General features: G+C 63.2%; 21 protein-coding genes and 6 tRNA genes. 13 read left to right on the plus strand and 14 right to left on the minus strand.

What is annotated here, in order from left to right:
* Nucleotides 1–73: 73 nt before the first annotated feature.
* The 4 genes from ATN38_RS32015 to ATN38_RS32030 form a co-directional block, all read right to left on the minus strand.
* Nucleotides 74–628 carry an HIT domain-containing protein gene (locus tag ATN38_RS32015; RefSeq protein WP_003943307.1) on the minus strand — a complete coding sequence of 185 codons (555 nt, stop codon included), beginning with the start codon at nucleotides 626–628 and terminating at the stop codon, nucleotides 74–76.
* Nucleotides 625–2,682 (minus strand): threonine--tRNA ligase, encoded by a 2,058-nt coding sequence (gene thrS, locus ATN38_RS32020; RefSeq protein WP_007732914.1) that lies wholly within the window; start codon nucleotides 2,680–2,682, stop codon nucleotides 625–627. The genes ATN38_RS32015 and thrS overlap by 4 nt, the downstream gene beginning before the upstream one ends.
* A 133-nt stretch (nucleotides 2,683–2,815) precedes the next feature.
* The gene (locus tag ATN38_RS32025; protein ID WP_085989954.1) at nucleotides 2,816–3,226 is read right to left on the minus strand and encodes a TIGR02611 family protein; all 411 of its coding nucleotides are present in this window, start codon (nucleotides 3,224–3,226) and stop codon (nucleotides 2,816–2,818) included.
* A 212-nt stretch (nucleotides 3,227–3,438) separates the two neighbouring features.
* Nucleotides 3,439–3,510 (minus strand) — tRNA-Val (locus ATN38_RS32030).
* A 293-nt stretch (nucleotides 3,511–3,803) separates the two neighbouring features.
* Between ATN38_RS32030 and ATN38_RS32035 the strand changes: the two genes are divergently transcribed.
* The 5 genes from ATN38_RS32035 to ATN38_RS32055 all read left to right on the plus strand — a co-directional run bounded on the left by ATN38_RS32035 (nucleotide 3,804) and on the right by ATN38_RS32055 (nucleotide 4,307).
* Nucleotides 3,804–3,876 (plus strand) — tRNA-Gly (locus ATN38_RS32035).
* Between the two features lie 25 nt (nucleotides 3,877–3,901).
* A tRNA-Cys gene (locus ATN38_RS32040) sits at nucleotides 3,902–3,972 on the plus strand.
* 1 nt (nucleotide 3,973) lies between these two features.
* Nucleotides 3,974–4,048: transfer RNA gene (locus tag ATN38_RS32045), tRNA-Val, on the plus strand.
* A 92-nt stretch (nucleotides 4,049–4,140) separates the two neighbouring features.
* Nucleotides 4,141–4,216 (plus strand) — tRNA-Gly (locus tag ATN38_RS32050).
* Nucleotides 4,217–4,232: 16 nt separating this feature from the next.
* A tRNA-Val gene (locus ATN38_RS32055) sits at nucleotides 4,233–4,307 on the plus strand.
* Between the two features lie 146 nt (nucleotides 4,308–4,453).
* Here ATN38_RS32055 and ATN38_RS32060 read toward each other — a convergent pair.
* A complete protein-coding gene (locus ATN38_RS32060; protein WP_003942597.1) occupies nucleotides 4,454–4,930 on the minus strand; it encodes an alpha-isopropylmalate synthase regulatory domain-containing protein in 477 nt (158 codons plus the stop codon).
* A gap of 174 nt (nucleotides 4,931–5,104) precedes the next feature.
* The gene (locus ATN38_RS32065; protein WP_050656610.1) at nucleotides 5,105–6,490 is read right to left on the minus strand and encodes a GH1 family beta-glucosidase; all 1,386 of its coding nucleotides are present in this window, start codon (nucleotides 6,488–6,490) and stop codon (nucleotides 5,105–5,107) included.
* Nucleotides 6,491–6,606: 116 nt separating this feature from the next.
* Here ATN38_RS32065 and ATN38_RS32070 point away from each other — a divergent pair, with 116 nt between their 5' ends.
* Together ATN38_RS32070 and ATN38_RS32075 are read left to right on the plus strand one after the other, a co-directional pair.
* Nucleotides 6,607–7,803, plus strand: a complete 1,197-nt coding sequence (locus ATN38_RS32070; protein WP_007732911.1) for an MFS transporter — start codon at nucleotides 6,607–6,609, stop codon at nucleotides 7,801–7,803.
* 67 nt (nucleotides 7,804–7,870) lie between these two features.
* Nucleotides 7,871–8,404 (plus strand): N-acetyltransferase, encoded by a 534-nt coding sequence (locus ATN38_RS32075; RefSeq protein WP_007732909.1) that lies wholly within the window; start codon nucleotides 7,871–7,873, stop codon nucleotides 8,402–8,404.
* Between the two features lie 12 nt (nucleotides 8,405–8,416).
* On the opposite strand, the gene zapE is transcribed toward ATN38_RS32075, so the two are convergent.
* Nucleotides 8,417–9,433, minus strand: coding sequence for a cell division protein ZapE (gene zapE / locus ATN38_RS32080; protein WP_003942629.1), 1,017 nt, complete (start codon nucleotides 9,431–9,433; stop codon nucleotides 8,417–8,419).
* 43 nt (nucleotides 9,434–9,476) lie between these two features.
* Between zapE and ATN38_RS32085 the strand changes: the two genes are divergently transcribed.
* The 4 genes from ATN38_RS32085 to msrB are packed head-to-tail and all read left to right on the plus strand — an operon-like array spanning nucleotide 9,477 to nucleotide 13,584.
* Nucleotides 9,477–10,226 (plus strand): pyrimidine reductase family protein, encoded by a 750-nt coding sequence (locus ATN38_RS32085; RefSeq protein WP_007732907.1) that lies wholly within the window; start codon nucleotides 9,477–9,479, stop codon nucleotides 10,224–10,226.
* Between the two features lie 19 nt (nucleotides 10,227–10,245).
* Nucleotides 10,246–11,799, plus strand: coding sequence for an alpha/beta hydrolase (locus ATN38_RS32090; RefSeq protein WP_073513386.1), 1,554 nt, complete (start codon nucleotides 10,246–10,248; stop codon nucleotides 11,797–11,799).
* A gap of 60 nt (nucleotides 11,800–11,859) precedes the next feature.
* Nucleotides 11,860–13,143 carry a glycosyltransferase family 87 protein gene (locus tag ATN38_RS32095; RefSeq protein WP_007732903.1) on the plus strand — a complete coding sequence of 428 codons (1,284 nt, stop codon included), beginning with the start codon at nucleotides 11,860–11,862 and terminating at the stop codon, nucleotides 13,141–13,143.
* Nucleotides 13,144–13,152: 9 nt separating this feature from the next.
* Complete coding sequence (gene msrB, locus ATN38_RS32100) at nucleotides 13,153–13,584, plus strand: peptide-methionine (R)-S-oxide reductase MsrB (RefSeq protein WP_003942631.1); 432 nt, start codon at nucleotides 13,153–13,155, stop codon at nucleotides 13,582–13,584.
* Nucleotides 13,585–13,638: 54 nt separating this feature from the next.
* Here msrB and ATN38_RS32105 read toward each other — a convergent pair whose 3' ends face one another.
* The 7 genes from ATN38_RS32105 to hemE form a co-directional block, all read right to left on the minus strand.
* A complete protein-coding gene (locus ATN38_RS32105; protein ID WP_003942627.1) occupies nucleotides 13,639–14,559 on the minus strand; it encodes a hypothetical protein in 921 nt (306 codons plus the stop codon).
* A complete protein-coding gene (locus ATN38_RS32110) occupies nucleotides 14,559–14,870 on the minus strand; it encodes a hypothetical protein (RefSeq protein WP_003942588.1) in 312 nt (103 codons plus the stop codon). The genes ATN38_RS32105 and ATN38_RS32110 overlap by 1 nt, the downstream gene beginning before the upstream one ends.
* The gene (locus tag ATN38_RS32115) at nucleotides 14,863–15,336 is read right to left on the minus strand and encodes a YbaB/EbfC family nucleoid-associated protein (RefSeq protein ID WP_228402223.1); all 474 of its coding nucleotides are present in this window, start codon (nucleotides 15,334–15,336) and stop codon (nucleotides 14,863–14,865) included. Before ATN38_RS32115 ends, ATN38_RS32110 begins: the two co-directional genes overlap by 8 nt.
* An 82-nt stretch (nucleotides 15,337–15,418) precedes the next feature.
* Nucleotides 15,419–17,695 (minus strand): molybdopterin guanine dinucleotide-containing S/N-oxide reductase, encoded by a 2,277-nt coding sequence (locus ATN38_RS32120; RefSeq protein ID WP_073513388.1) that lies wholly within the window; start codon nucleotides 17,693–17,695, stop codon nucleotides 15,419–15,421.
* Nucleotides 17,696–17,749: 54 nt separating this feature from the next.
* On the minus strand, nucleotides 17,750–18,445 hold the full coding sequence (gene hemQ, locus ATN38_RS32125) for a hydrogen peroxide-dependent heme synthase (RefSeq protein WP_003942644.1): 696 nt from the start codon (nucleotides 18,443–18,445) through the stop codon (nucleotides 17,750–17,752).
* Nucleotides 18,446–18,449: 4 nt separating this feature from the next.
* Nucleotides 18,450–19,811, minus strand: coding sequence for a protoporphyrinogen oxidase (locus ATN38_RS32130; protein WP_073513389.1), 1,362 nt, complete (start codon nucleotides 19,809–19,811; stop codon nucleotides 18,450–18,452).
* The gene (hemE, locus tag ATN38_RS32135; RefSeq protein WP_030536874.1) at nucleotides 19,808–20,905 is read right to left on the minus strand and encodes a uroporphyrinogen decarboxylase; all 1,098 of its coding nucleotides are present in this window, start codon (nucleotides 20,903–20,905) and stop codon (nucleotides 19,808–19,810) included. Before hemE ends, ATN38_RS32130 begins: the two co-directional genes overlap by 4 nt.
* 168 nt (nucleotides 20,906–21,073) lie before the next feature.
* Here hemE and ATN38_RS32140 point away from each other — a divergent pair, with 168 nt between their 5' ends.
* A complete protein-coding gene (locus ATN38_RS32140; RefSeq protein WP_003942604.1) occupies nucleotides 21,074–21,664 on the plus strand; it encodes a DUF3000 domain-containing protein in 591 nt (196 codons plus the stop codon).
* 60 nt (nucleotides 21,665–21,724) lie between these two features.
* Nucleotides 21,725–23,131: a wax ester/triacylglycerol synthase family O-acyltransferase gene (locus tag ATN38_RS32145; RefSeq protein ID WP_003942594.1), complete on the plus strand. Its 1,407-nt coding sequence runs from the start codon at nucleotides 21,725–21,727 to the stop codon at nucleotides 23,129–23,131.
* Nucleotide 23,132: the final 1 nt, after the last annotated feature.

Genomic DNA, 23,132 nt, shown 5'->3' on the forward strand with positions numbered 1-23,132 from the left:
CCCTCCCCGTCGTGAGTTCCGGTTCGGAACTCGTTGCAGCAATGCATCCTGCCATGAAGCCGGATGCGTCAACCTATTGTTGCCAGGCACCGGCGAGTAGTCCCCTGGTCTCCCGCAGCAATTGCGGCATCACCTTGACCCCACCGAGCACGGTGATGAAGTTGGCGTCGCCGCCCCAACGTGGCACTACGTGTTGGTGAAGGTGCTCGGACAGCGAACCGCCCGCAGCGGCACCGAGATTCAGGCCGACGTTGAATCCGTGAGGATTCGACACGCTCTTGATCACCCGCAACGCCTGCTGGGTGAACGCCATCAACTCGGCGCTCTCCTCCGGCGTCAGGTCTTCGAGTGCCGCGACCTTGCGGTACGGAACCACCATCAGGTGCCCCGGGTTGTACGGATACAGGTTCAGAACCGCATAGACATGCTCACCGCGGGCAACGATCAGTCCTTCTTCGTCCGACATCTTCGGAATGTCGATGAACGGTTCACCTGTCGTGCCCGGGGTGTTGGGCGCCTCGGTGATGTACGACATCCGATGCGGCGACCAAATGCGCTGCAAATGGTCAGGGTCACCGACGCCGTGGTCGATCAGCGAACCCGGACCGTCGTCACCGGGGGCGCTCACTGCGCCACGCTTGGCTGCACCAGTTCGGCTGTCGGCGAGGCGTTCTCGCGGCGGCCGATCCACTCGGTGATGATCCGGACGGCGTCGTCGACGGGAATGCCGTTGATCTGCGTGCCGTCACGGAAACGGAAGCTGACCGCGCCAGCCTCCACGTCACGCTCGCCCGCGAGGAGCATGAACGGGACCTTTTGCGTGGTGTGGTTACGGATCTTCTTCTGCATACGGTCGTCACTGAAGTCGACCTCGGCGCGAACACCGGCTGCCTTGAGCTTCTTCGTGACGTCGAACAGGTGATCGGCGAACGCCTCGGCCACCGGGATTCCGACGACCTGCACCGGCGCCAGCCACGCCGGGAACGCGCCCGCGTAGTGCTCGGTCAGGACACCGAAGAACCGCTCGATCGAGCCGAACAGCGCGCGGTGGATCATGACCGGACGAGTCTTGACGCCGTCGTTGCCGGTGTATTCGAGCTCGAACCGCTCGGGCAGGTTGAAGTCGAGCTGGATGGTCGACATCTGCCAGGTGCGGCCGAGTGCGTCCTTGACCTGAACGGAGATCTTGGGACCGTAGAATGCGGCTCCGCCCGGATCCGGCACCAGAGTCAGGCCGGAAGCTTCGCCGACCTCGGCGAGCGTTGCGGTCGCCTCTTCCCAGACGTCGTCGCTACCGACGAACTTGTCCGGGTTTTTGGTGGACAGTTCGAGGTAGAAGTCGTCGAGGCCGTAGTCCTTGAGCAGGTTCAGAACGAACTGCAGGGTGGTGGTCAGCTCGTCGCGCATCTGCTCACGGGTGCAGTAGATGTGAGCGTCGTCCTGGGTCATGCCGCGCACGCGGGTCAGGCCGTGGATGACGCCGGACTTCTCGTAGCGGTAGACCGAGCCGAATTCGAAGAGCCGCAACGGCAATTCACGGTACGAGCGTCCGCGAGCACGGAAGATCAGGTTGTGCATCGGGCAGTTCATCGGCTTGAGGTAGTAGTCCTGGCCCGGCTTGCGCACGGTGCCGTCCTCGTTCAGTTCCTCGTCGACGTGCATCGCCGGGAACATGCCGTCGCGGTACCAGTCGAGGTGACCGGAAACCTCGTACAGATGCCCCTTGGTGATGTGCGGAGTGTTGACGAACTCGTAGCCCGCCTCGATGTGGCGGCTGCGCGAGTAGTTCTCCATCTCGGTGCGGATGATGCCGCCCTTGGGATGGAACACCGGCAGACCCGAACCAAGCTCGTCGGGGAAGCTGAAGAGGTCCAGTTCGGTACCGAGCTTGCGGTGATCACGACGCTCGGCCTCGGCGAGCAGTTCGAGGTATTCGTCCTGAGCCTCGGTGGACTCCCACGCGGTGCCGTAGACACGCTGAAGATCGGCGTTGTCCTGGTTGCCACGCCAGTAGGCGGCGGAGCTTCGGGTCAACTTGAAGGCCGGGATGTGCTTGGTGGTCGGAATGTGCGGGCCGCGGCACAGATCGGACCAGATCTTGTCGCCGGTACGAGGATCGAGATTGTCGTAGATGGTCAGCTCGTTGCCGCCCACCTCCATGATCTCGGGATCGTCGATACCGGACTTGTCGTCGATCAATTCGAGCTTGAAGGGCTCGTCGGCCAACTCGACCCGAGCGTCCTCGATCGAATCGACGACTCGACGCGAAAAGCGCTGTGATCCCTTGATGATCTGCTTCATACGCTTTTCGAGCTTGGCCAGATCCTCCGGAGTGAACGGGCGGTCCACCGCGAAGTCGTAGTAGAAGCCGTCCTTGATCGGCGGACCGATGCCGAGCTTCGCGTCGGGGAATTCTTTCTGAACCGCCTGCGCGAGGACGTGGGCCGCGGAGTGCCGGATGACGCTGCGGCCGTCCTCGGTGGATGCTGCCACCGGCTCGACGTCGACATCGACCTCAGGTGTCCACGACAGATCCTTGAGCGTTCCCTCGCCATCGCGGACAACGACGATCACGTCGGGCCCCTTCGTGGGGTATCCGGCTTCGCGCACTGCAGTCCCGGCGGTCGTCCCCGCGGGCACCCGAAGTGGGGCGGCTGAGTGCTCTGGCGCGGGACTGGTCACGGCGATGTGCTCCTAAAGGTATTGCGACAAGTTAGACAGGCGTCGTACCCACTGCGAGCACGCGCACGATCATGTTATCGGCCCTACCGACATGGTGAGACAACCGAGTGAAGGAAACCGGGCCGCGTTCAACTCACAGCGGCGACTCGAGCCACGAGTAGTCCAGGCCCACCCATGTCCCGATCAGGCCGAAAGTGCCGAGCACCCACAAAGTCGCCAAGACGATCACTGTGGTGAACAGAACGCCCAACCCTTTGACGAACAGCGACTGCTTGCCGAACCATTCCATGAACCGGTCGTATCGAGCCTTCGCGAAATGAAGGAGTCGATGTGCCCACGCGAACTCCGACGCCAGGATGCCGAGGCCGGCGAAAACGATGAGCCAACCGGGCCCGGGGTACGGAATAGCCACGATGCCGGCGGCGAACACGATCGTGCCCACGACTCCGACGCCGATGCGGTACGCAAGATTGAGGGTGGGCCGCGCGGCGATTCCCGCGCGCCACCGCTCCCAGCGGGACTCTGCGTCCTGGAAGACGGACAGGTCTGAATCGTCGACGGAAGAATCGACCTTTTCGGTACTCAAAGCAGTCACCTTTTCGGTCGCGAAATGTCTCTTCGACCAGGCTACCGAAATCGTCGCCCGGCGACCTGCGACGACGGTCTGCATCCCGAAATAACCGTGCCCTCGAACAGCTGTGCTCGCAAACTACTGAAGGCGTCCCCGATGATCGGGAACGCCTTCAGTGTTTTCTGTGGTCCCGGCTGGGATCGAACCAGCGACCTTCCGCGTGTGAAGCGGACGCTCTCCCACTGAGCCACGGGACCGTAAGTCATCCGAGCGCATGCGCTCGAACGAGTTGGAACATTAACACGGCTGCGCGATGAATACGAATCACCAGGTTGGCATTCGTTTTGCTCCAGGCGACCCCGAAATCTACGAATTCGAGCTGATTTCAGACCGTATTCATCGCCAAGACGGACAGTTGCAACGCGCACAACGGGCCGATTCGACTCCGAACACGCCACTGAGCTGGTGATTTGTGTGTATCCGACACGGTCGGCTAATGTTTCCAACGCACCGAGGAGAGCGAGCAGCTCCCCAAGCAACACGGTGCGATGCGGACGTGGCGCAGCTGGTAGCGCACAACCTTGCCAAGGTTGGGGTCGCGGGTTCGAATCCCGTCGTCCGCTCGAGAGGTGTGACTCAACCTTTTACGGTGGAGTGGCCGAGTGGTGAGGCAACGGCCTGCAAAGCCGTGCACACGGGTTCGATTCCCGTCTCCACCTCGCGCGATTAGCTCAGCGGGAGAGCGCTTCCCTGACACGGAAGAGGTCACTGGTTCAATCCCAGTATCGCGCACCACGTCAGGCCCTAGGGCCTGATGGTCAAGACCTGCTTGCAGGTCTGATAAGTTAGAAAAGTACTGAGTTCCGGTAACGGAGTTCATTGCTCATGCGGACGTGGCGCAGCTGGTAGCGCACAACCTTGCCAAGGTTGGGGTCGCGGGTTCGAATCCCGTCGTCCGCTCCATTTTTCTCCAGAACCCGCGCGATTAGCTCAGCGGGAGAGCGCTTCCCTGACACGGAAGAGGTCACTGGTTCAATCCCAGTATCGCGCACCATTTGAGAATGCAAGAAGCCGGAACCTCAGGGTTTCGGCTTTTTGCGTTCGAGCGCCGAACACATCAACCGCAGTACTGACGCGAGCCCCCTCGGGAATCCACGTCAGTACTGCGGTTGATGTAGCTGATCAGATTGTTGTAACTGCTCAGTGAGAGAAGCGGTTCGCTGCCGAAGTCATCGCGCGCAGCGAGGACTCCGTCGACGACTCCGCGATACCCATCGCCCAGCTCCGACGGCCGTCGCACTCGGTGAAGATGAACGTCGCAGTGCGGTGGCCGATCTGGTGCTGATGGAAAGACAGGATCTCGAGCGAGATTCCCGCGTCGTGCAGCATCGACGTCATGGCCGAGATCGCGCCGGTCGAGGTGGCGGACGCTTTCTGGATACGCTCCCCCAGACCGAGAGTCGCTTCGAAGGTCCAACGACCCGGCGCAATCTTCTCGGAGGACCACGCACCCAGACGGATCGGGCCGCTCATAGCCGCATACGTGGACTCGAACTCGGTCCACGACATCGCTGAGCATTCGGCACGCAAGCCGGCGGGCAGAGATTTGCCGTGACGCGCCGCGAAGGGATCAGCAGCAGAAGAAGAATCAGAAGCGAAAGCGAAGTTGTAAGTCATGATCGTGGTCTTCCTGGAATGAAGTGGAGGACCAACTGGTAGCAAGACGACCCGCAGCGAGGGGTCGGTCCGATTCAGACCCCGCTACGGCGGCTTACTACGAGAATTCGCTTCATGAGAGACGAGGCTAGGCGGCCCGGTTCGAGAATGCAACCCAGACCGCCTCCGCACAGGTCAGACCTGAGCCGCTTTGTGCTCGGCGATGAGGGCGCGATACCACTCGAACGAGGTCTTCGGAGTGCGCTTCTGGGTGTCGAAATCGACGTGCACCAGGCCGAATCGCTCTTTGTATCCCGCAGCCCATTCGAAGTTGTCGAGAAGTGACCACACAAAATAACCGCGGACGTCGACACCGTCGTCCATTGCCGATCGGAGGGCGCGAAGGTGCGCATCGTGGTAGTCGATTCGTGCTTCGTCGTCGACGACGCCTGCGGCATCCGGGGCGTCGTGGAATGAACATCCGCTTTCGGTGATGTAGATCGGCGGCAGTGCGTCACCGAAGCGGGCGTGGAACGTCCGCAAGATCTCGCCCAGCCCCTCGGGAACGATCGGCCAACCGAAATCGGTTGTGGGATAACCGGTAATCGCGACAGGGGCAAAGGGCAGGCCCGGGGGCAGGTCGACTTCGAGCACACCTTCGGTCCCCTGGCCTTCCACCGGAGCAGCAATCATCGTCGGCTCGTAGTAGTTGATCCCGTACCAGTCGAGCGGCGCCCCGATGATTTTCAAGTCCTCGTCGACAGGACCGCTGAGCAGCTGAGCGAATTCGTCGGCCGGGTACTTCCCGACCAGAACCGGGTCGGCGAACATCCAATTGACGACGTGGTCGTAGATGTCGGCAGCCATCACGTCTTCCGGCGAATCCGAAGCGGCACGCACCGGAGCATGGTTCGAGGCGATTCCGATGTTCGTGCATCCGGTTGCCCGAAGCGCTTCGACAGCGAGGCCATGCCCGAGCAGCTGGTGATGTGCGGCTTGGAAAGCCTCGAACCCCAAGGCCAGTCCGGGGGCGTGAACTCCGAGGGCATGCCCGTAAAGCGTGTGCACAACTGGTTCGTTGAGCGGCATCCACATTCCGACCCGATCCGACAGCCGCTCGCCGACGACCTGCGCATACTCCCCCAGCCGATACGAGGTGTCGCGGTTCATCCAGCCGCCCTGCTCCTGCAAGGCAAGGGGCAGATCCCAGTGAAAGAGCGTGACAGCGGCAGTAATTCCCGCCGAACACAGTCGGTCGATCAGGCGGTCGTAGAAGTCGAGCCCCTTCGTATTCACTGCCCCCGATCCGGTGGGCAGAATGCGCGACCACGACAGAGACAGCCGATAAGCGTCGAGCCCGAGCTGATTCATCAGCTCGATGTCCGACTCCCAGCGGTGATAATGATCGGCAGCGACCGTCCCGGTGTCGCCCCCGACGACAACACCGGGACGGTCACAGAACTCGTCCCAGATCGACGGTCCGCGACCGTCTTCGGCCACTGCTCCTTCGATTTGATAGGCCGCAGTGGCGGTTCCCCAGACGAAGGAAGTCGGAAATTCTGGTGTCGGCTGCCGAGTCATGTCGGTCAGTTAATCAAAGAACCGTGCAAAACACGCAGCTTTGTTGGACACTCGACCAGTATCAAGATCCAGTACCGTTCGGCCTAACCGAACGAACGAGACAAAGGCCCTGCTTGATGACGGATAACACCCGCACCCTGACGAGGGCTCGGATCGCCACTTCGGTGGCCTTCGGACTTCAAGGATTTCTGCTCGCCGCCATTCTGACGCAGCTGCCGCAGTACAAGGACTTGTTCGAGCTGAGCGAGACACTGGTTGTGGTTGCGGTTGTCACCGTGTCCGTCATCGCCGGGCTCGGCAGCGTGCTCGCCGAGATGCTGGCCGTGAGAACGTCGAGCAAGATGACCCTGCGAACTGGGCTCGCCGTCATCGCAGTCTTCGGCGGGGCAACCGGAATTGCGCCCAACGCAGCGATGTTCTTCGTCTTCCTGGCGATCTACGGCATCGGACTCGGCATGGTCGACGCGGCCGCCAACATGCAGGCAGTCTCGATCCAACACGCCAAGGGCCGCTTCATCCTCTCCTCGTTCCATGCTTCCTGGAGCGTCGGAGCGATTGTCGGCGCCCTGTTCATCTCTGCTACCGCAGGCCTCGACATTTCGATCCGCGTCACGCAGGTGATCGCGGGAGTTGTTGTCGGACTGATGCTTCTGGCCTTCGGCCCGCAACTGCTCGATCGGTCCGAGTCTCCGGTTGCCGAGGCAAACATCACGAGCACCGCGAAATTCGCGGTACCCACCCGCGCCTTCGTCCTCCTCGGCGTCGCGATGGCATTGTTCTACGCGGTCGACTTCAGCGTCGGAAACTGGTCGACTCTGTACGTCAAGGACGAACTGCTCGCCGACGCCGGGACCGCTGCCCTTTCCGTGGCGGCGTATCAGATCGCGGCACTTGTCGCACGACTGACCGGGGACTACTGGGTCGGGAAATTCGGTGAGACCACCGTCGTGCGGATCGGCTCTCTCATCGGTGTAGTCGGTATGACAGTTGTCGTCCTCGCGCAATCTCCCGCCGTTGCCATCGCCGGGTTCCTCATCGTCGGGCTCGGGGTACCGGTGATCGCTCCGATCTGCTTCAGCGCTGCCGGCAGGATGGCTCCCCCGGATCAGGTCGATGCGGTGATCGCACGCATCAACCTCTTCAACTACGTCGGCACAGTCGTCGGCGGCGGCATCGTCGGCGCGGTCGCTGCCTTCAGTGACCTTCGAATCGGGTTCCTGATTCCGCTGGCGTTCTGCGCGATCTTGATAGTTCTTGCTCCCGCGTTCGCACCGAAACGAGCCACAACTCCGGTCGCCGAGAACGCCGCTTGAGCATTGCGCCCGAGGAAAGTGGTGTACTTGATCGACCGAATTGTGTGCGCGAGAGGCAGAAACTGACGTGACGATCACCGTTGACCGGGCCGGGATCTGGGATTCCGAAGCAATCGCCGACGTGGCAGCGGTGACATTTCCACTGGCGTGTCCGCCCGACGCGTCGGACGACGACATCAGTGCCTTCATCGACAACGTTCTCTCCGTCGACAAGTTCTCCGAGTACCTGACCGATCCGACGCGAACCGTTCTCAAGGTCATTCGCGACGGTTCGATCGTCGGCTACGCGATGCTTGTCGACGACGAGCCCTCCGACCCGGACGTCAAAGCTGCTGTGACACTTCGCCCGACAACGGAACTGAGCAAGTTGTACGTGCTTCCGGGTAACCACGGAACCGGCGCGGCAGCATCCTTGATGGACGCGGTTGTCGACCACGCACGACGCAGCGGAAGTGCCGGCATCTGGCTGGGCGTCAATCAGGAGAACCTGCGCGCCCAGAAGTTCTACGCAAAGCACGGTTTCACCCAGGTCGGCACGAAGACTTTCCTCGTGGGCGCACAACTCCACCACGATTTCGTGATGGAGCGCCCCGTCAGCTGACAGGCGTGCAGACTAGCCGGCCGCGACCTCGAAACGAGAAAGTGCGAGCAGGCGCGAGGTCGCGCGCAAGTACTTCTTCTTGTACCCACCGGCGAGCATCTCGGGAGTGAAGATCTCGTCGAGGCGTGCGCCGGAAACGGTGACCGGGATGCTCGCGTCGTACAGGCGGTCGGCGAGAACCACGATGCGCAGTGCAACGGACTGATCCGTTGCCGGGTGGACACCGTCGATGAACACGGCCTTCACACCCTCGACCAGCTTGTTGTACCGCGACGGGTGCAGGGTGCTGAGGTGCTTGCACAGCTCGTCGAAGTTGTCGAGCGTGGCGCCGTCGATGGCGTCGGCCCGAGAAACCAACTCCTCCGAGGAGATGGGCTCGGGTGCGGGCGGGAGATCGCGGTGACGGTAGTCGGGGCCGTCGACGCGAATCGTCTCGAAGATCGAGCCGAGCTTCTTGATCTCGCGCAGGAAGTCCTGGGCGGCGAAGCGACCCTCCCCGAGCTGGCCGGGAAGCGTGTTCGACGTCGCGACGATGGACACGCCGCGCGCGGAAAGCTCCGAAAGGAGGCGGGATACGAGCATGGTGTCGCCCGGATCGTCGAGCTCGAACTCGTCGATGCAGAGAACGCTGTGGTCGGCGAGCGCTTCGACCGCCTTGTTGAAGCCGAGAGCGCCGACGACGTGTGTCAGCTCGACGAAGGTTCCGAAAGCCTTCGGCGACGGAACGCTGTGGAAGATCGACGCCAGCAAGTGAGTCTTACCGACACCGAACCCGCCGTCGAGGTACAGGCCGGCGCCGGTCGCCTGGGTCTTCTTGCCGAACAGTCCGCGGCGTCCACCACTACGGATCTTGGTGACGCGCTTGGAGAATTCCTCGGCCTTGGCGACAGCAGCTGCCTGGCTCGGTTCCTTCGGATCAGGAATGTAGGACGCAAAACTCACCTCGTCGAACATTGCGGGAGGCACCATTTGAGCTACCAGTTGATCGGCGGGTACCACCGGGCTGCGATCGACAAGACGTTCATGCATCCGTCAAGGGTATCTACGTGATGTGATCTCTCATGTGCACCGTATGGATATTGCGACCTACTTCACACCAGGCCACGACGACGAACTCCGCGGCTTGTACGCCTATCCGGAGAACCTCTCGCAACCCTGGATGCGCGTGAACTTCGTTTCCAGCATCGACGGGTGCGTCGCCGTCGACGGAGTGAGCGGTGGACTGGGCACACCGGCAGACAAGTCGGTATTCGGGATCTTGCGCGAACTTTGTGACGTCGTCGTGGTCGGCGCAGGCACAGCGCGAGCCGAGAACTACGGGGGTGTGCAGGTCTCGGACGAAGCCCGGGCGCGTCGCACTGCCGACGGCCTCGCTCCGGTCCCACCGATCCTCGTCGTCTCGGCGCACGCGTCGATCGACCCCGAAAGCCGACTCCTTCGCGATACTGAAGTTCCACCGATCCTTGTTGTCGGTCGCGACGCGGACTCCGCGGCAATTTCGGCGCTGAGATCTGCCGGAGCGCAGGTGGAGGTGACGGACTCACCGAACGTCACCAGCGGCGACATCGACAGGGCCTTGTCGGCTCGCAAGCTCCGTCACGTGCTGTGCGAGGGCGGACCGTCACTTTTCGGGCAGTTGATCGAGGACAATGCCGTCGACGAACTCTGCATCACCACGTCACCTCAACTGGTGGGGAGCAAAGTCGGCCGAATCTCACTCTCCCCCAACGCAATGCCCACAGCCATGCGTCCCGCGCACATTCTCGGTGATACGGACGGCACGATCCTCACTCGATGGGTTCGTCAGCAGCCACGTCGGTGAACCTGGCACTCTGGTCGGCATGCGCAGAGTTGCTTTGATGGCCGTCGTCCTCGCGACGTGTTGTGCGTGCGGCGCCGGTCCGTCGCTTCGGCCCGCCGTCGCGGTCGAAGGCCGCACCGACGGCAGCCCTGCCCAGAGCGAGGGACCGTCGCCCGATGCGCCGCCGGTTGACCCTGGCGTCCCGACCGATGACATACCGTGGCGAGACTGCACCGGCACGTCACTCGCCGACCAGGCTCTCGCGGCGTCGAGCGCCGGCGTCATTCTCGAATGCGCGGAATTCAATGCCCCCATCGACGTGACCGGCGCCATCGACGGCAACTTCACTGCCGGCTTGACCCGCGCTCGGACCTCGTCGACGCCTGCCGACGCGTATCCGATCGTGTTCACATCGGGCACCGATCGTTCGTCGGGAAACTCTCTGGCCATGCTCGCCGCATCCGGCTTGAACACGGTTCTCACCGAACATCCCGTGGTTGCCCTCGATCGACGCGGAATCGACAGGTCCACCGCAATCGACTGCATGACGCCGGAAATTCGGCGTGGCCTTCACGATCTGGGCCAGTTCGACGCGGATTCCACCGGTGACGCCGCCGATGCGGTCGCGGCTCTCGGTCACGACGCCACCATTGCCTGCACGGACTACCTCGACCCTCAAGAACTGAAGTTCGGCGCCGACTCCGCAGCCGAGGACATCGACGCTCTACGTACACGGTGGGGCGTCGAGACCATCGCTCTGTGGTCTGCAGGGTCCGGCTCGGACATCGCGCTGAGCTATGCGGCAGCCCACCCGAACAACCTCGCGAGATTGATCCTCGATTCTCCCGCTCCGGTGGCCACCGACGCTGCGACCGAGGCCGAAAGCCGCGTGCAGGGCGAGGAAGCGGCATTGGCGGCATTCGCTCAGCGATGTGTGGCGCTGGGGTGCTCGCTCGGACCTGATCCGAAGAAATCGGTCACGGACTTGATGGAGCGCGCTCGCGCCGATGAATTCCAGCCGCTGTCCGCCGCTGCGGTGTCGAACGCGATTTCGGCCAGCCTGTGGACTGCCGGAACCAACCGTGAGCAGGAGACCCGCTCACTGTCCGACGCTCTGTCCGCGCTCGGTACCGGCAACGCTACGCCGATTCGAGAGCGCGCCGCCCGGGCGGAGAACGAGGTGGACGGCGACGGCCAGTTCATCGGACGGTGCACCGACGGCATGCAATGGCCGGGCATCGGGCGTGCGCGCGAGCTTGCGGACACCTGGGGCACCAACTATCCGGTGTTCGGGCGAGAAGCCGCGCTCGGGTTGCTGGCGTGCGCCAGCTGGCCGTCGACCGCCAACTCCCCCCTGCCGAATCAGTTGAAGCCCCCAGTCCTCGTGCTGAGCGGTCAGGGTGACCCGGCCGTCGGGAACTCCGGACTCTCGACCGTCACCGGCGTCGTGACCAATGCAGGATCGCGCTTCGCAACTCTGGACTGGCAAGGTGCGGGTCACCCCGCGGCACAATCCACCTGCGCTCAACAGGCGATGCGCCTCTACCTCAGCGACGCCTCCCTGCCCAGTAACGGAAGCGTGTGCCCGGCCTGACTCGGGCGCTCGTCCACCACGACCGAAAAGGGGTGCATCCCCCGATCACACCCTGCTCCGGTGTACCGTGCCGAAGTGTTCCTTCGACAGCTCGAGCCGCGTACCGGGCGGACAACCCAACAAGTCGTCAACTTCGTTTTGTGGCCGATCGCCGTGATGACAGTGCTCAATCGTGTCATCGTCACAGCAGTCAACGGCGCCATCACCGATGACTTCCGACCGGTCTACAACGCCGCGCTGGCGTTCTGGAACGGGCGCGACGTCTACACCGCAGATTTCAACTCCGTAGACCCCCATTACCTGTACCCACCATCGGGTTCCTTGTTGATGGCCCCCCTGGCGATCCTCGATCCCGAGCGCTCACGGTGGCTGTTCATCGGTGTCAATGCCGTCGCCATTCTCGTGGCTCTCTACCTGCTGTTGCGCTTGTTCGACCTGACGATCAGTTCCATCGCGGCGCCGATTCTGGTGCTCGGCGCGTTCATGTCGGAGACGGTCACCAACACGTTGGTGTTCACCAACATCAACGGCCTCGTCCTGCTCGGCGAAGTTGCCTTCCTCCTGTTGCTGATGCGCAAGAAGGACCTGTGGGCCGGCGCCGCGATCGGTCTCACCATCGCAGTGAAACCCACTCTCGCGCCGCTGCTCCTGCTGCCACTCGTTCGCGGTCAGTGGAAGGTGTTCGTCACCGCCCTGGGCATCCCGTTCATTCTCACGGTCGTGGCATGGCCGCTGGCGTCGGATCCGATGGACTTCGTCCGCCGCACCGTGCCGTACCTGCTCGAATCTCGTGACTACTTCAACAGTTCGATTGTCGGAAACGGCGCTTACTTCGGTCTGCCCGAATGGTTGATCCTGCTCTTGCGCGTCGTGTTGGCCGCCATGGTCGTCGTTTCTCTGTGGCTTCTGTACCGCTACTACCGCAACGACGAACTTTTCTTCCTCACCACCGCGACCGGTGTGATCATGACCGCGTCGTTCCTGCTGCCCTCGCTCGGCCAGATGTACTACTCGATGATGCTGCTCCCGCTCCTGATGTCCGTGGTGCTCAAGAACTCGGTCATGCGGAACTGGCCGGCCTGGCTCGCCGTCTACGGCTTCATGACGTTCGACAGCTGGTGGTCGAACCGCTGGCCGACCTTCGGCCGGGCGGCCGAATACACCAAGAGCACCCTCGGCTGGAGCCTTCTGCTGATCGTGATCTTCTGTGTCCTCGGATACCGGTATCTGGTCGCGCGTCGAGAGGGCCGCTTGGATCGGGGAATCGATCCCGCGTACCTCCTCGATCCCCCACTCGATACCGTCTCACCTGCCGACGAAGCCGAAACGGCGACAAAGCATTAGCGTGGAGGCATGAGTTCTTCACACGATGGCATCGACAGCACACCTGAGGTCACGTACACCGAGAGCGAGTGGCGCGAAAAACTGACGCCGGAGGAGTTCGCCGTCCTGCGCCAAGCCGGCACCGAACGCCCCTTCGTCGGCGAGTACACCGACACCACCACGGAAGGTGTCTACTCCTGCCGGGCGTGCGGAGCCGAGCTGTTCCGCAGCACCGAGAAGTTCGAATCGCACTGCGGGTGGCCGTCCTTCTTCGATCCGGCGGATTCGGATGCCGTGATCCTGAAGGAAGACAGCTCACTCGGAATGCGCCGGGTCGAGGTCATCTGCAAGAAGTGCCACAGCCACCTCGGTCACGTCTTCGAGGGTGAGGGGTACCCGACGCCGACCGATCAGCGGTACTGCATCAACTCGATCTCGCTGGTCCTCAAGCCCGCTCAGTAGCCAGGTCGTGGGCTACCCCGTGTCACTGGTAGCCCACGATTCGAGACTTTCAACTCAGAAGTCCCAGTTCAGCGCAGTCGGGCTCAGACCGGCCGCATTCAGGTCCTCGTTGCGAGCGACAAGTCCGTCTTTGACGGAACCGATCCCGCCACCGATCGCGCCGGAAGTGATGTCAGTCAACGAGGCGTCGCCGCCCGTGACTTCCTTCGTCACGATCGCAGCGGACGCTCCCGACACCGCGTCGTCGAAGGCGCCCCGCGCGATCTCCTGCACTCTCGAACCGGTCGGGAGCGGGTTCGGGTCAGGGCCGACACGATCCGGCGTCGTCTTCAACCCTCCGTTCGCAAGCCCCTTGATGAAACCGTCGCGCCCCTCGGTCACGACCTTGCCACCGTCGATCGACTGGCGATGATCCATCGTCATCTGCCCGAGTTGAATGGCGAGGCCGGAGAAGACGGCAGCGGCAGCTTCCACTGCCGCAGCCTCGATCACTCGTATCAACAATTGCTGCAACAACATTCGGACCGTGAGTGTTGTTGCGACCTCAGCCGCCACGACCCCGGCGGTACTGACACCCAGTGTCGGGACAGCAGCCGCCACCATGGCGGCAATCTCGAGCGCCAGTGCGCCCAGCGCCGCGAGGATCGACAGTTTGGTGTACTCGATGTCCGTGCCGGTATCGGTGCATGACTGACCCAGTTCGGCCGCGGCAGAGGACAACCGCTCGAAGACCTCCGCAACTCCCCCGGCCTCGGACCAATACCGCGACAACGAGTCGCCGGCTCGACCGTCGATCGATGCCAGTACTGCCTGCAATCCGTAACCACCGGCAGCGGCCGAAGCCTCGATCCGATCAGCCGCGCCTGACCAGGCATCACCCAACCTCCACAGTGCCGTTTCGTCTCCTTGCGGCCAGTCACTGCCCACCGCGACCGACGCAACCGCCTGTAACCAGCCTGGAATCTCGAGTCCCATCAGAGCCCACCCGCCATGTCGTCGGCAAGCGAGGTGTCGATCGATTCGAAACGATCGGTGATCTCGATCAGCGTGGCGGTCAATTCGCGCAGCGCGCCCGCGACCAGCGTCATCCCACCGACTGCTGACTCAGCACCGGGAACATATGCGCCTGAGAATGCGGATCCGAACTGGTCAGTGCCCCAGCAACCCTCTTCGGCGGCGACCACTGCGTCGAGAGCGCTCCGCGCCTCGTCGAGATCGGCAGCGACCACCGCGAAGGCTGGTGCAGCACTTTTCATCGCGGCCACATTCACGCCCAGCTCAGACATTGCCGGAGCTCCTCAGAACGGTGCGGTCCCAGTTCTCGTCGCAGGAAGCCGGTGTGGAGCTCGGACGAGGTTCGAGAATCTCGCGCAATCCGAGCACGCCCGGAACCAGGTCCGGCAAATCGATTCCGGCCGCCTCCGTGAGCGGCTTCGTCATCTCGGAAACCTGTCGGCGCATGTCTTCTGCCGCAGAGGTGGCCGTATCCAGAATCAGATTCCCCAACGCTGCCGGCGAATGCTTGGCGTAAGAACTCCCCGAGAGATCGACTCCCACCACCGCCCCCGAGGCGTCGACGACGATTTCCACGCTGCCGTCACTCGAACGCGCGCTCGCCGTCGCTCGAGCGATCCTCTCCTGCAAGTCCGCCAGCGATCGAGTCCGCTCCAACAGAACGTGCTGCATCGAATCGATCTGAGCCCGAAGTACTTCGACTTGCCCCCGCATCGAACCAACATCCGCTGCACTCACGATGGCCCCCACCTTCGATAGATCGTGACACCTGATTCAGGCGCTCACGAGGTTCGACGCGAGAGGTGGCCGATCGGTTCCGTCAGCGTGAACGAAGCACGGGCGGATCGAACGCCTTGACCGGCGGCAGGGCCCCGTCGAATTTCTCGATCTGCACCAGAACGTGCTGGCCGGTGCACCCGTGCGAGAGTGACGACGTACCGATGTCCGGTGTCAGAACGTTGGGATTGCCGTGCACGCACAGAGAGTCGGGATCGGCAGGATCGAGCGGGTCGTACCAGGCACCGGTGGAAAGTTGGACGACGTCGCTCCGCAAGTCCGAGTCGACGATCACACCAGCAAGGCACGCTCCGCGATCGTTGAACACCCGCACCACGTCTCCTGCCGAGACGCCGCGCGCGGCCGCTGCATCGGGGTGCATACGAATCGGCTCGCGTCCCTGAATCTTCGACGCCTGGCTCGCAGCGCCGTGATCGAGTTGGCTGTGCAGACGCGTCTTGGGCTGATTGGCGATCAAGTGAAGCGGGAATTGCGAGGCTCGCGGTCCACCCAGCCACTCGTCGGGCTCGTACCAGCGCGGATGGCCGGCGCAGTCGTCGTAGCCGAAGGACTCGATGGTCTCGGAGAAGATCTCGATCTTCCCACTCGGAGTCGAGAGCGGATATTTCTCGGGATTCTCACGGAAGTCACCGAAGAGCACGAGGTTGTCTTCGGTTCGCATCCGGTAGTGCCCTTCTGCCCAGAAGTCCTCGAACGTCGGTGTGTTGCCGCCGTCTGCATCGACGAACGGCCGCCATTGACCGTAGAGATGCTCGATCCACTCCTGTGAGGATCGCCCTTCGGTGAACTGTTCCCCGAATCCGAGCGCAGACGCCAGAGCGGCAAACGTGTCGTAGTCGTCACGCGAGTTCTCGAAAGGTGGAACGACCTGCTGCATCGCGACCAGAAGCGGGTCGTTTCGAGTGCAGCTCAGGTCATTTCGTTCGAGCGAGGTGGTCGACGGGACAACGATGTCGGCGTTGCGGGCCATCGGCGTCCAGTACGGATCGTGAACGACGATCGTGTCCGGACGCGAAAATGCCCGTCGCAGCCTCGGGAGATCCTGATGGTGGTGAAACGGATTGCCACCGGCCCAATAGACCAACCGGATGTCGGGATAGGTCAGGCGTCGGCCGTCGTAGTCGAACTCCTCCCCGGGCGAAAGCAGCAGGTCGGAAATCGCGGCTACCGGAATGAAATCCGACACCGGATTCACACCTTGCGAGAAGGTCGGCAAGGGATACGGCACCGGAGCCAGACCCGGCTCGTTCATCGAACCGTAGCCGTGCCCGAAACCTCCACCCGGAAGCCCGAATTGGCCGAGCATCGCTGCGAGTGTCACGCCCATCCACGGTGCCTGTTCACCGTGTTTGATGCGTTGCAACGACCACGTGACGGTCACCAGCGTCCGGCCAGACGCCATTCTCCGAGCCAGGTCGGTGATGAACTCCGCCGACACACCGGAGATCTTCTGCGCCCAGCGCGGATCCTTCGGTACACCGTCGGAACGTCCGAGCAGGTAATCCTCGAAGCGTTCGTAACCGACGCAGAAACGGCCCAGGAAATCGCGATCGTGCAGGTCCTCCGACGCCAGGACAAACGCCAGGGCAAGCATGATTGCAACGTCGGTTCCCGGAACGGGTGCGATCCACTCGCAGTCACCCTCGACGTCGTCACGCAACGGACTGAAGGAGACGATCTTCCCGCCGCGGGCACGAAACGCGTCGAGCGCCCCGCGCGTCGGATGATCGCTCGTACCACCGGCATTGACTCCGGTGTTCTTGATCGGCACTCCCCCGAACGAGACGAGGAGATCGGAGTGCTTCGCGATGACATCCCACGACGTGGAGCGCGCGAACAACTTCCAGTGCGTTCCGACCACACGCGGCATGATGACACCGGTGGCACCGAGCGAGTAGCTGTGAACTGACTTGGTGTATCCACCCAGCTGATTCAGAAATCGGTGAACTTGGCTCTGCGCGTGATGGAATCGGCCAGCGCTGGCCCAGCCGTACGAGCCGCCGAAGATCGCGTTGTTTCCGTGCGCGTCGACCACGCGACGCAGTTCACGCGAGAGGAGTTCGGTCAGTTCGTCCCAGGAGACCGAGACGAATTCGTCGGCTCCACGTCGGTCGCTGGGACCCGGCCCGTTCTCGAGCCAACCACGACGCACCGCCGGGCCCGAAACACGAGCCCGACTGCGCACCGAACCGGCGAGGTTCCCGAGCATCGGCGAAGGATTCGCATCACCCTCGTACGGATGCACGGCGGTCACCTCGCCGGCGACCGATTCGGCGGTGAACATTCCCCAATGGGACATGTGTTGACGACGCCGGTTCGGTGCAGTTGTCACAGGAACTACTTTCGAAGCAGATCAGGGAAGGGAAAGGACCAGCTTCTCGATGTCCACGCGCGGGCCGGTGAAGAACGGCACCTCTTCGCGAACGTGCAAGCGAGCTTCGGTGGCACGTAGATCGCGCATCAGATCGACGATACGAATGAGCTCGGGTGCTTCGAACGCGAGAATCCACTCGTAGTCCCCCAGGGCGAAGGCCGGGACCGTGTTGGCGCGAACGTCCTTGTACGAACGAGCAGCCATACCGTGATCGGCGAGCATCTTGCGACGCTCCTCGTCGGGGAGCAGGTACCACTCGTACGAGCGGACGAACGGGTAGACGCAGATGTAGTCGCCCGGATCCTCACCCGCGATGAACGAGGGCACGTGGCTCTTGTTGAACTCCGCGGGGCGGTGCACCGCCGAGTTGCTCCAGATGGGAGCACTGGCCTGTCCGAGGACGGTGGTGCGACGGAAATCCGCGTACGCGGCCTGCAGTTCCTCGATGGTGGCCGCGTGGGTCCAGATCATGAAGTCCGCGTCGGCGCGCAGGCCGGCGACGTCGTAGATCCCGCGAACCACGACGCCCTTGTCTTCGAGACCCTCGAAGAACAAGCGGGCGTCCTTGACCGCAGCTTCCCGATCATCGCCCAGCACACCGGGTTCCACCTGGAACACGGAGAACATGAGGTAACGGATTTCAGAGTTCAGTTTGTCGAAATCAAGGCGTGCCATGGGTCTATCGTGCCACTCGCTCGAATATCCGTGTAGCCGCCGTCGTGCCGACTGCGACACACGCCGGAACCCCGACGCCGTGCAGCCACGACCCGGCCAGGGCGAGGCCGTCGAACTGCGTCATCCCGGACTCGATTTCAGCCACGATTTCCGTGTGACCTGGGGCGTATTGGGGAAGACCTCCGTGCCACCGCTGTACGAAGGTCGCGCCTGGCTCCTCGGTGATTCCGGTCACGGTCTCGAGATCGGCGCGCGCGAAGTCGATCAACTCACCATCCGGCCGGTCGACGATCTCCGATGCACCGAATCGACCGAACGACACCCGAACGAGGTGCTCACCGCGATCAGCGAGGTGTGTCCACTTTCGGCTCGACAGCGTGAACGCCTTGGCGGTCAGGTCGGCGTCGGTGGCTACCAGGATCCCTGAATTCTGCGGAAGTTCGACCTGCCCGGACAACCGGAGCGCCACCACCGCGGACGACGCCAGTTCGATCCGAGCGACGGTACTCGCAACATCCGCATCGACTCCGGCCAACAGCGCCGCCGCGCGCGGCGCCGGGACGGCCAGAATCACCGCGTCGACGCTTCCGAGCGGATCGACGTTCCAACCAGCCCCGTCGCTACACAACCCAGAAGCCTCGCCACGGACGAAGGTCGCGTCGGCGGCCTGCTGCAGCGCATCGAGCAGGATGCCGTACCCGTCTCTGAGCGCTCCGAACACCGGCCCCGGTGCAGGCGTCGGCAATGCGGCTGCGACTGCATCCGTGAGGCTCCGAGAGCCCGCATCGAGGGCCGCAGCGAGTGTCGGCAAAGCTGCACGCACGCCGATGGTCTCCGCCAGCCCCGAGTACACCCCACCGAGAAGCGGATCCACCGATCGGCTGACCACCTGATCACCGAATCGCTGCGAAACCAGTTCGGCAACACTGCAATCGGAACCGCGGGTCCACTCCAGCGGGACGCCGGCCTCGGCCGCTATGCGCGCCAGGGTCTGCTCGTCGACAAGATCTCGAACCGACTCCGCCGAAGCCGGGATTCCCATCAGGGTTCCGGTCGGCAACCGATTCAGTGAGCCCTGAGACCAGATCAACGGACTCAGGCCCGCGGGATAGACGATCTGATCGGTCAGTCCCAGCTCGGCGAGAAGCGCAGGAACTTCCGGCCGACGGGCGATGAAAGCCTCGGCACCGATGTCGATCGGGCCACCGCCCAGATCAATCGTTCGCAGCTTCCCGCCCAGCCGCGGTGAGTCGTCGACGATCGTGATGTCCGCTTCGGAGCCCAGACTGCGCCGAAGCCGATACGCGGCAACCAGACCGGAGATTCCGCCTCCGATCACCGCGACCGACGGCCGAGTCGTTGTCACAGCGAGTGCACCAGCTCCACCGCCGAGGTGATCGCCGTGGGATCGGTGTCGGGAAGAACTCCGTGGCCGAGGTTGAAGATGTGGCCGATGGCACCGGCCTCGATCGCGCGGTCCCCTTCGGCGGCGATCCGGCGCACCTCACGATCGATCACCTCGGGGCCCGCGAACAGTACGGCGGGATCGAGATTGCCCTGCAGCGCCTTACCCGGACCGACACGACCAGCCGCGACGTCGAGCGGAATCCGCCAGTCGACACCCACGACGTCGGCGCCTGCCTCCCCCATCGCGCCGAGAAGTTCACCGGTGCCGACACCGAAGTGGATACGCGGGACGCCGGCAGCGGCAACCTCGGCGAACACTCGCTCGGAATGCGGGAGAACAAATTCCCGGTAATCGGCCAGCGAGAGCGCGCCGGCCCACGAGTCGAACAGCTGGACCGCGTCGACGCCCGCCTTGAGCTGCGCCTGCAGGAAGCAGATCGTGGTGTCGGCCAAACTTCCGAGCAACGCGTGCCAGGTCTTCGGATCGGAGTGCATGAGCGCTTTGGTCTTCTCGTGGTTCCGGCTCGGACCACCCTCGACCAGATACGACGCCAGAGTGAACGGCGCTCCGGCAAAGCCGATCAGCGGCGTGGAGCCCAACTCGGTAGTGAGAAGCCGAACGGCCTGCGCGATTGCGCCTACCTCTTCGGGGACCAGTCGCGGAAGTGCTGCAACGTCGGCGATGGAGCGAATCGGATTGGCGACCACCGGTCCGACGCCGGCAACGATGTCGAGATCGATTCCTGCGGCTTTGAGTGGAACGACGATGTCCGAGAACAGGATTGCCGCGTCCACGTCGTGACGGCGCACCGGTTGCATCGTGATCTCACAGACCAGCGCCGGATCGAAACAAGATTCCAACATGCCGATCCCGGCGCGGATCTCGCGGTACTCCGGCAACGAACGCCCGGCCTGACGCATGAACCACACCGGCCGTCGACTCGGAGTGCGTCCGGTCGCCGCGGCAAGCAACGGTGCGTCGGGCAAGACTCGCCGAGCGCTGTATTCCGCCGACCCGGTAATGCCTGAATTCATGTTGTCCAACCCGCTCATCAGTCCTCGCGCTCTCCGCCAACGTGTGTCTTCGATCGACTCAATGCTGCCACGTCCCACACTCGGGATCGGACACCCGAGCGGTTCGTGAGCGGCCACACACCCGAGCCACACTCGGTCGGCGCGCCTCCACCTCCCCGCCCGCATCCCCGACTAACGTCCTGACCTGTGACGACATCCGGATCGACAGCCGACCCGGCCGAGTTCCGTGCCGCCGTGGAGGCGATGACCGCTGCGCGGGTTCGGCCCGAGATAGAGGTCGGTCCCATCCGCCCGCCGCAGCGTCTCGCTCCTTACAGCCACGCGGTGGGGGCCGAGGTTCTCCACCCGGACTCCGACGTAGTGGCCGAGCAGTCCGAAGGTGACGCTTTCGGCCGCCTGATCCTGTTGTTCGATCCGGACGGCGACGAGGCGTGGAACGGCACCATGCGGTTGGTGGCGTATATCCAGGCCGATCTCGACGAAGCCGTCGCCGCGGATCCACTACTTCCCGAAGTAGCCTGGAGTTGGCTGGTGGACGCTTTGGAGGCCGGACCGGAACCTTTTGTGGCCCTGGGCGGTACGGTCACAGCCACAACTTCCGTGCGGTACGGCGACATCGCCGGGCCTCCGCGAGCCCATCAACTGGAGTTGCGAGCGTCCTGGACTGCAACTTCGTCCGAATTGGCTCACCACGTCGAGGCTTTCTGCGAGGTTCTCGCGTACGCGGCGGGGCTTCCGCCTGCCGGGATAACCACGCTGTCGCGGCAGAACGACTGACTCTGCTATTCGTTTGAGCATTCCTCCGGAAAAATACTAGAACCTGTTCTAGAATGAGTCATGCAACGTCTCAGCGGACTCGACGCGACCTTCCTCTACTTGGAAACACCGACCCAGCTATTGCACGTTTGTGGACTTGTCCTGCTCGACCCCACGACCATCCCGGGCGGCTACGACTACCGGAAGCTGCTTCGCGAGTTGGACTCGCGGATGGCCACCATGCCGACCTTCCGGCGCAAACTCAAAGATTCCCGTCTCAATCTCGACTACCCCGTGTGGGTCGACGATCACGATTTCGACATCGAGCGGCACTGCCACCGGACCGCGGTACCTGCTCCCGGCACACACGCGGAACTGGCAGAGCTCGCCGGACACATCGCGAGCCAACCGCTGGATCGTTCCCGACCGCTGTGGGAGATGTGGGTGATCGAGGGACTTGCCGACGGACAGATCGCCGTCATGTCGAAGATCCATCACAGCGCTGCCGACGGTGTCACCGGCGCGAACATCCTGGCTCAGCTGTGCAGTCTCGAACCGGATTCACCGGCGCTCGTGGATCCCACCGCACAGGGTGCGGGCGACGCGGGAACGCTGGACATCGCCATCGGCGGACTCATGGCCGTCATCGCCCGACCCGCAAGAATTGCCCGTCTGGTCCCCGGCGGAATCGCCATGCTCCCGAAGTGGGTGACGCGTGCGCGAAAGGGTGAGGCGATGCCTGCTCCGTTCACCGCGCCGCGGACCTCGTTCAACGGCGCGATCACCGGTCACCGCAACGTCGCGTTCAGCCAACTCGATCTCGCGAAGGTCAAAGCCGTCAAGGACCGTCACGGCGTCAAGGTCAACGACGTGGTTCTCGCGCTCTGCGCCGGGGCACTGCGTAAGTATCTGGAGGACCGGGACGAACTGCCGGAGGACTCCCTCGTCGCCATGGTGCCGGTGTCGGTCCACGGCAAATCCGATCGTCCGGGCACGAACCAGATCTCGGGCATGTTCACGCAACTCGGCACCCAGATCGCCGATCCGGTCGAACGCCTGCACGCGATCAGCGATTACAACGCCACCTCGAAGAACCACAACGAGGCTCTGGGCGCGAACATGCTCCAGGACTGGTCGCAGTTCGCTTCGCCGGCGGTGTTCGGCGCCGCCATGCGCGTGTACTCGTCGCTCAAACTCGCCGAGCGTCACCCCGTCGTGTCCAACCTGGTCGTGTCGAATGTGCCTGGACCACCGGTCCCGCTCTACTTCCTCGGTGCCCAGATCAAGGGAATGTTCCCGCTCGGCCCGATCTTTCACGGAGCAGGTCTCAACGTGACGGTGATGTCTCTCGACGGAAAACTCGACGTCGGCATCGTCAGTTGCTCCGATCTGGCACCCGAATTGGACCAGCTCGCGCAAGGTTTCGGAGCCGCACTCGACGAACTGTTCGACGCTGAGGTGACAACCCCGGCCCCGACTGCGACGTAGA

This window comes from Rhodococcus sp. FH8, from assembly GCF_019266085.1.
Classification (GTDB): domain Bacteria; phylum Actinomycetota; class Actinomycetes; order Mycobacteriales; family Mycobacteriaceae; genus Rhodococcus_F; species Rhodococcus_F qingshengii.

Coding starts and splice junctions, on each gene's coding strand:
- hemE (WP_030536874.1), bottom strand. CDS start 20,905: ATGAGCGGGTTGGACAACATGAATTCAGGCATTACCGGGTCGGCGGAA.
- ATN38_RS32090 (WP_073513386.1), top strand. CDS start 10,246: ATGCGCAGAGTTGCTTTGATGGCCGTCGTCCTCGCGACGTGTTGTGCG.
- ATN38_RS32060 (WP_003942597.1), bottom strand. CDS start 4,930: ATGACTTACAACTTCGCTTTCGCTTCTGATTCTTCTTCTGCTGCTGAT.
- ATN38_RS32070 (WP_007732911.1), top strand. CDS start 6,607: ATGACGGATAACACCCGCACCCTGACGAGGGCTCGGATCGCCACTTCG.
- ATN38_RS32145 (WP_003942594.1), top strand. CDS start 21,725: ATGCAACGTCTCAGCGGACTCGACGCGACCTTCCTCTACTTGGAAACA.
- hemQ (WP_003942644.1), bottom strand. CDS start 18,445: ATGGCACGCCTTGATTTCGACAAACTGAACTCTGAAATCCGTTACCTC.
- ATN38_RS32105 (WP_003942627.1), bottom strand. CDS start 14,559: ATGGGACTCGAGATTCCAGGCTGGTTACAGGCGGTTGCGTCGGTCGCG.
- ATN38_RS32110 (WP_003942588.1), bottom strand. CDS start 14,870: ATGTCTGAGCTGGGCGTGAATGTGGCCGCGATGAAAAGTGCTGCACCA.
- msrB (WP_003942631.1), top strand. CDS start 13,153: ATGAGTTCTTCACACGATGGCATCGACAGCACACCTGAGGTCACGTAC.
- ATN38_RS32085 (WP_007732907.1), top strand. CDS start 9,477: ATGGATATTGCGACCTACTTCACACCAGGCCACGACGACGAACTCCGC.
- ATN38_RS32065 (WP_050656610.1), bottom strand. CDS start 6,490: ATGACTCGGCAGCCGACACCAGAATTTCCGACTTCCTTCGTCTGGGGA.
- ATN38_RS32120 (WP_073513388.1), bottom strand. CDS start 17,695: ATGTCCCATTGGGGAATGTTCACCGCCGAATCGGTCGCCGGCGAGGTG.
- zapE (WP_003942629.1), bottom strand. CDS start 9,433: ATGCATGAACGTCTTGTCGATCGCAGCCCGGTGGTACCCGCCGATCAA.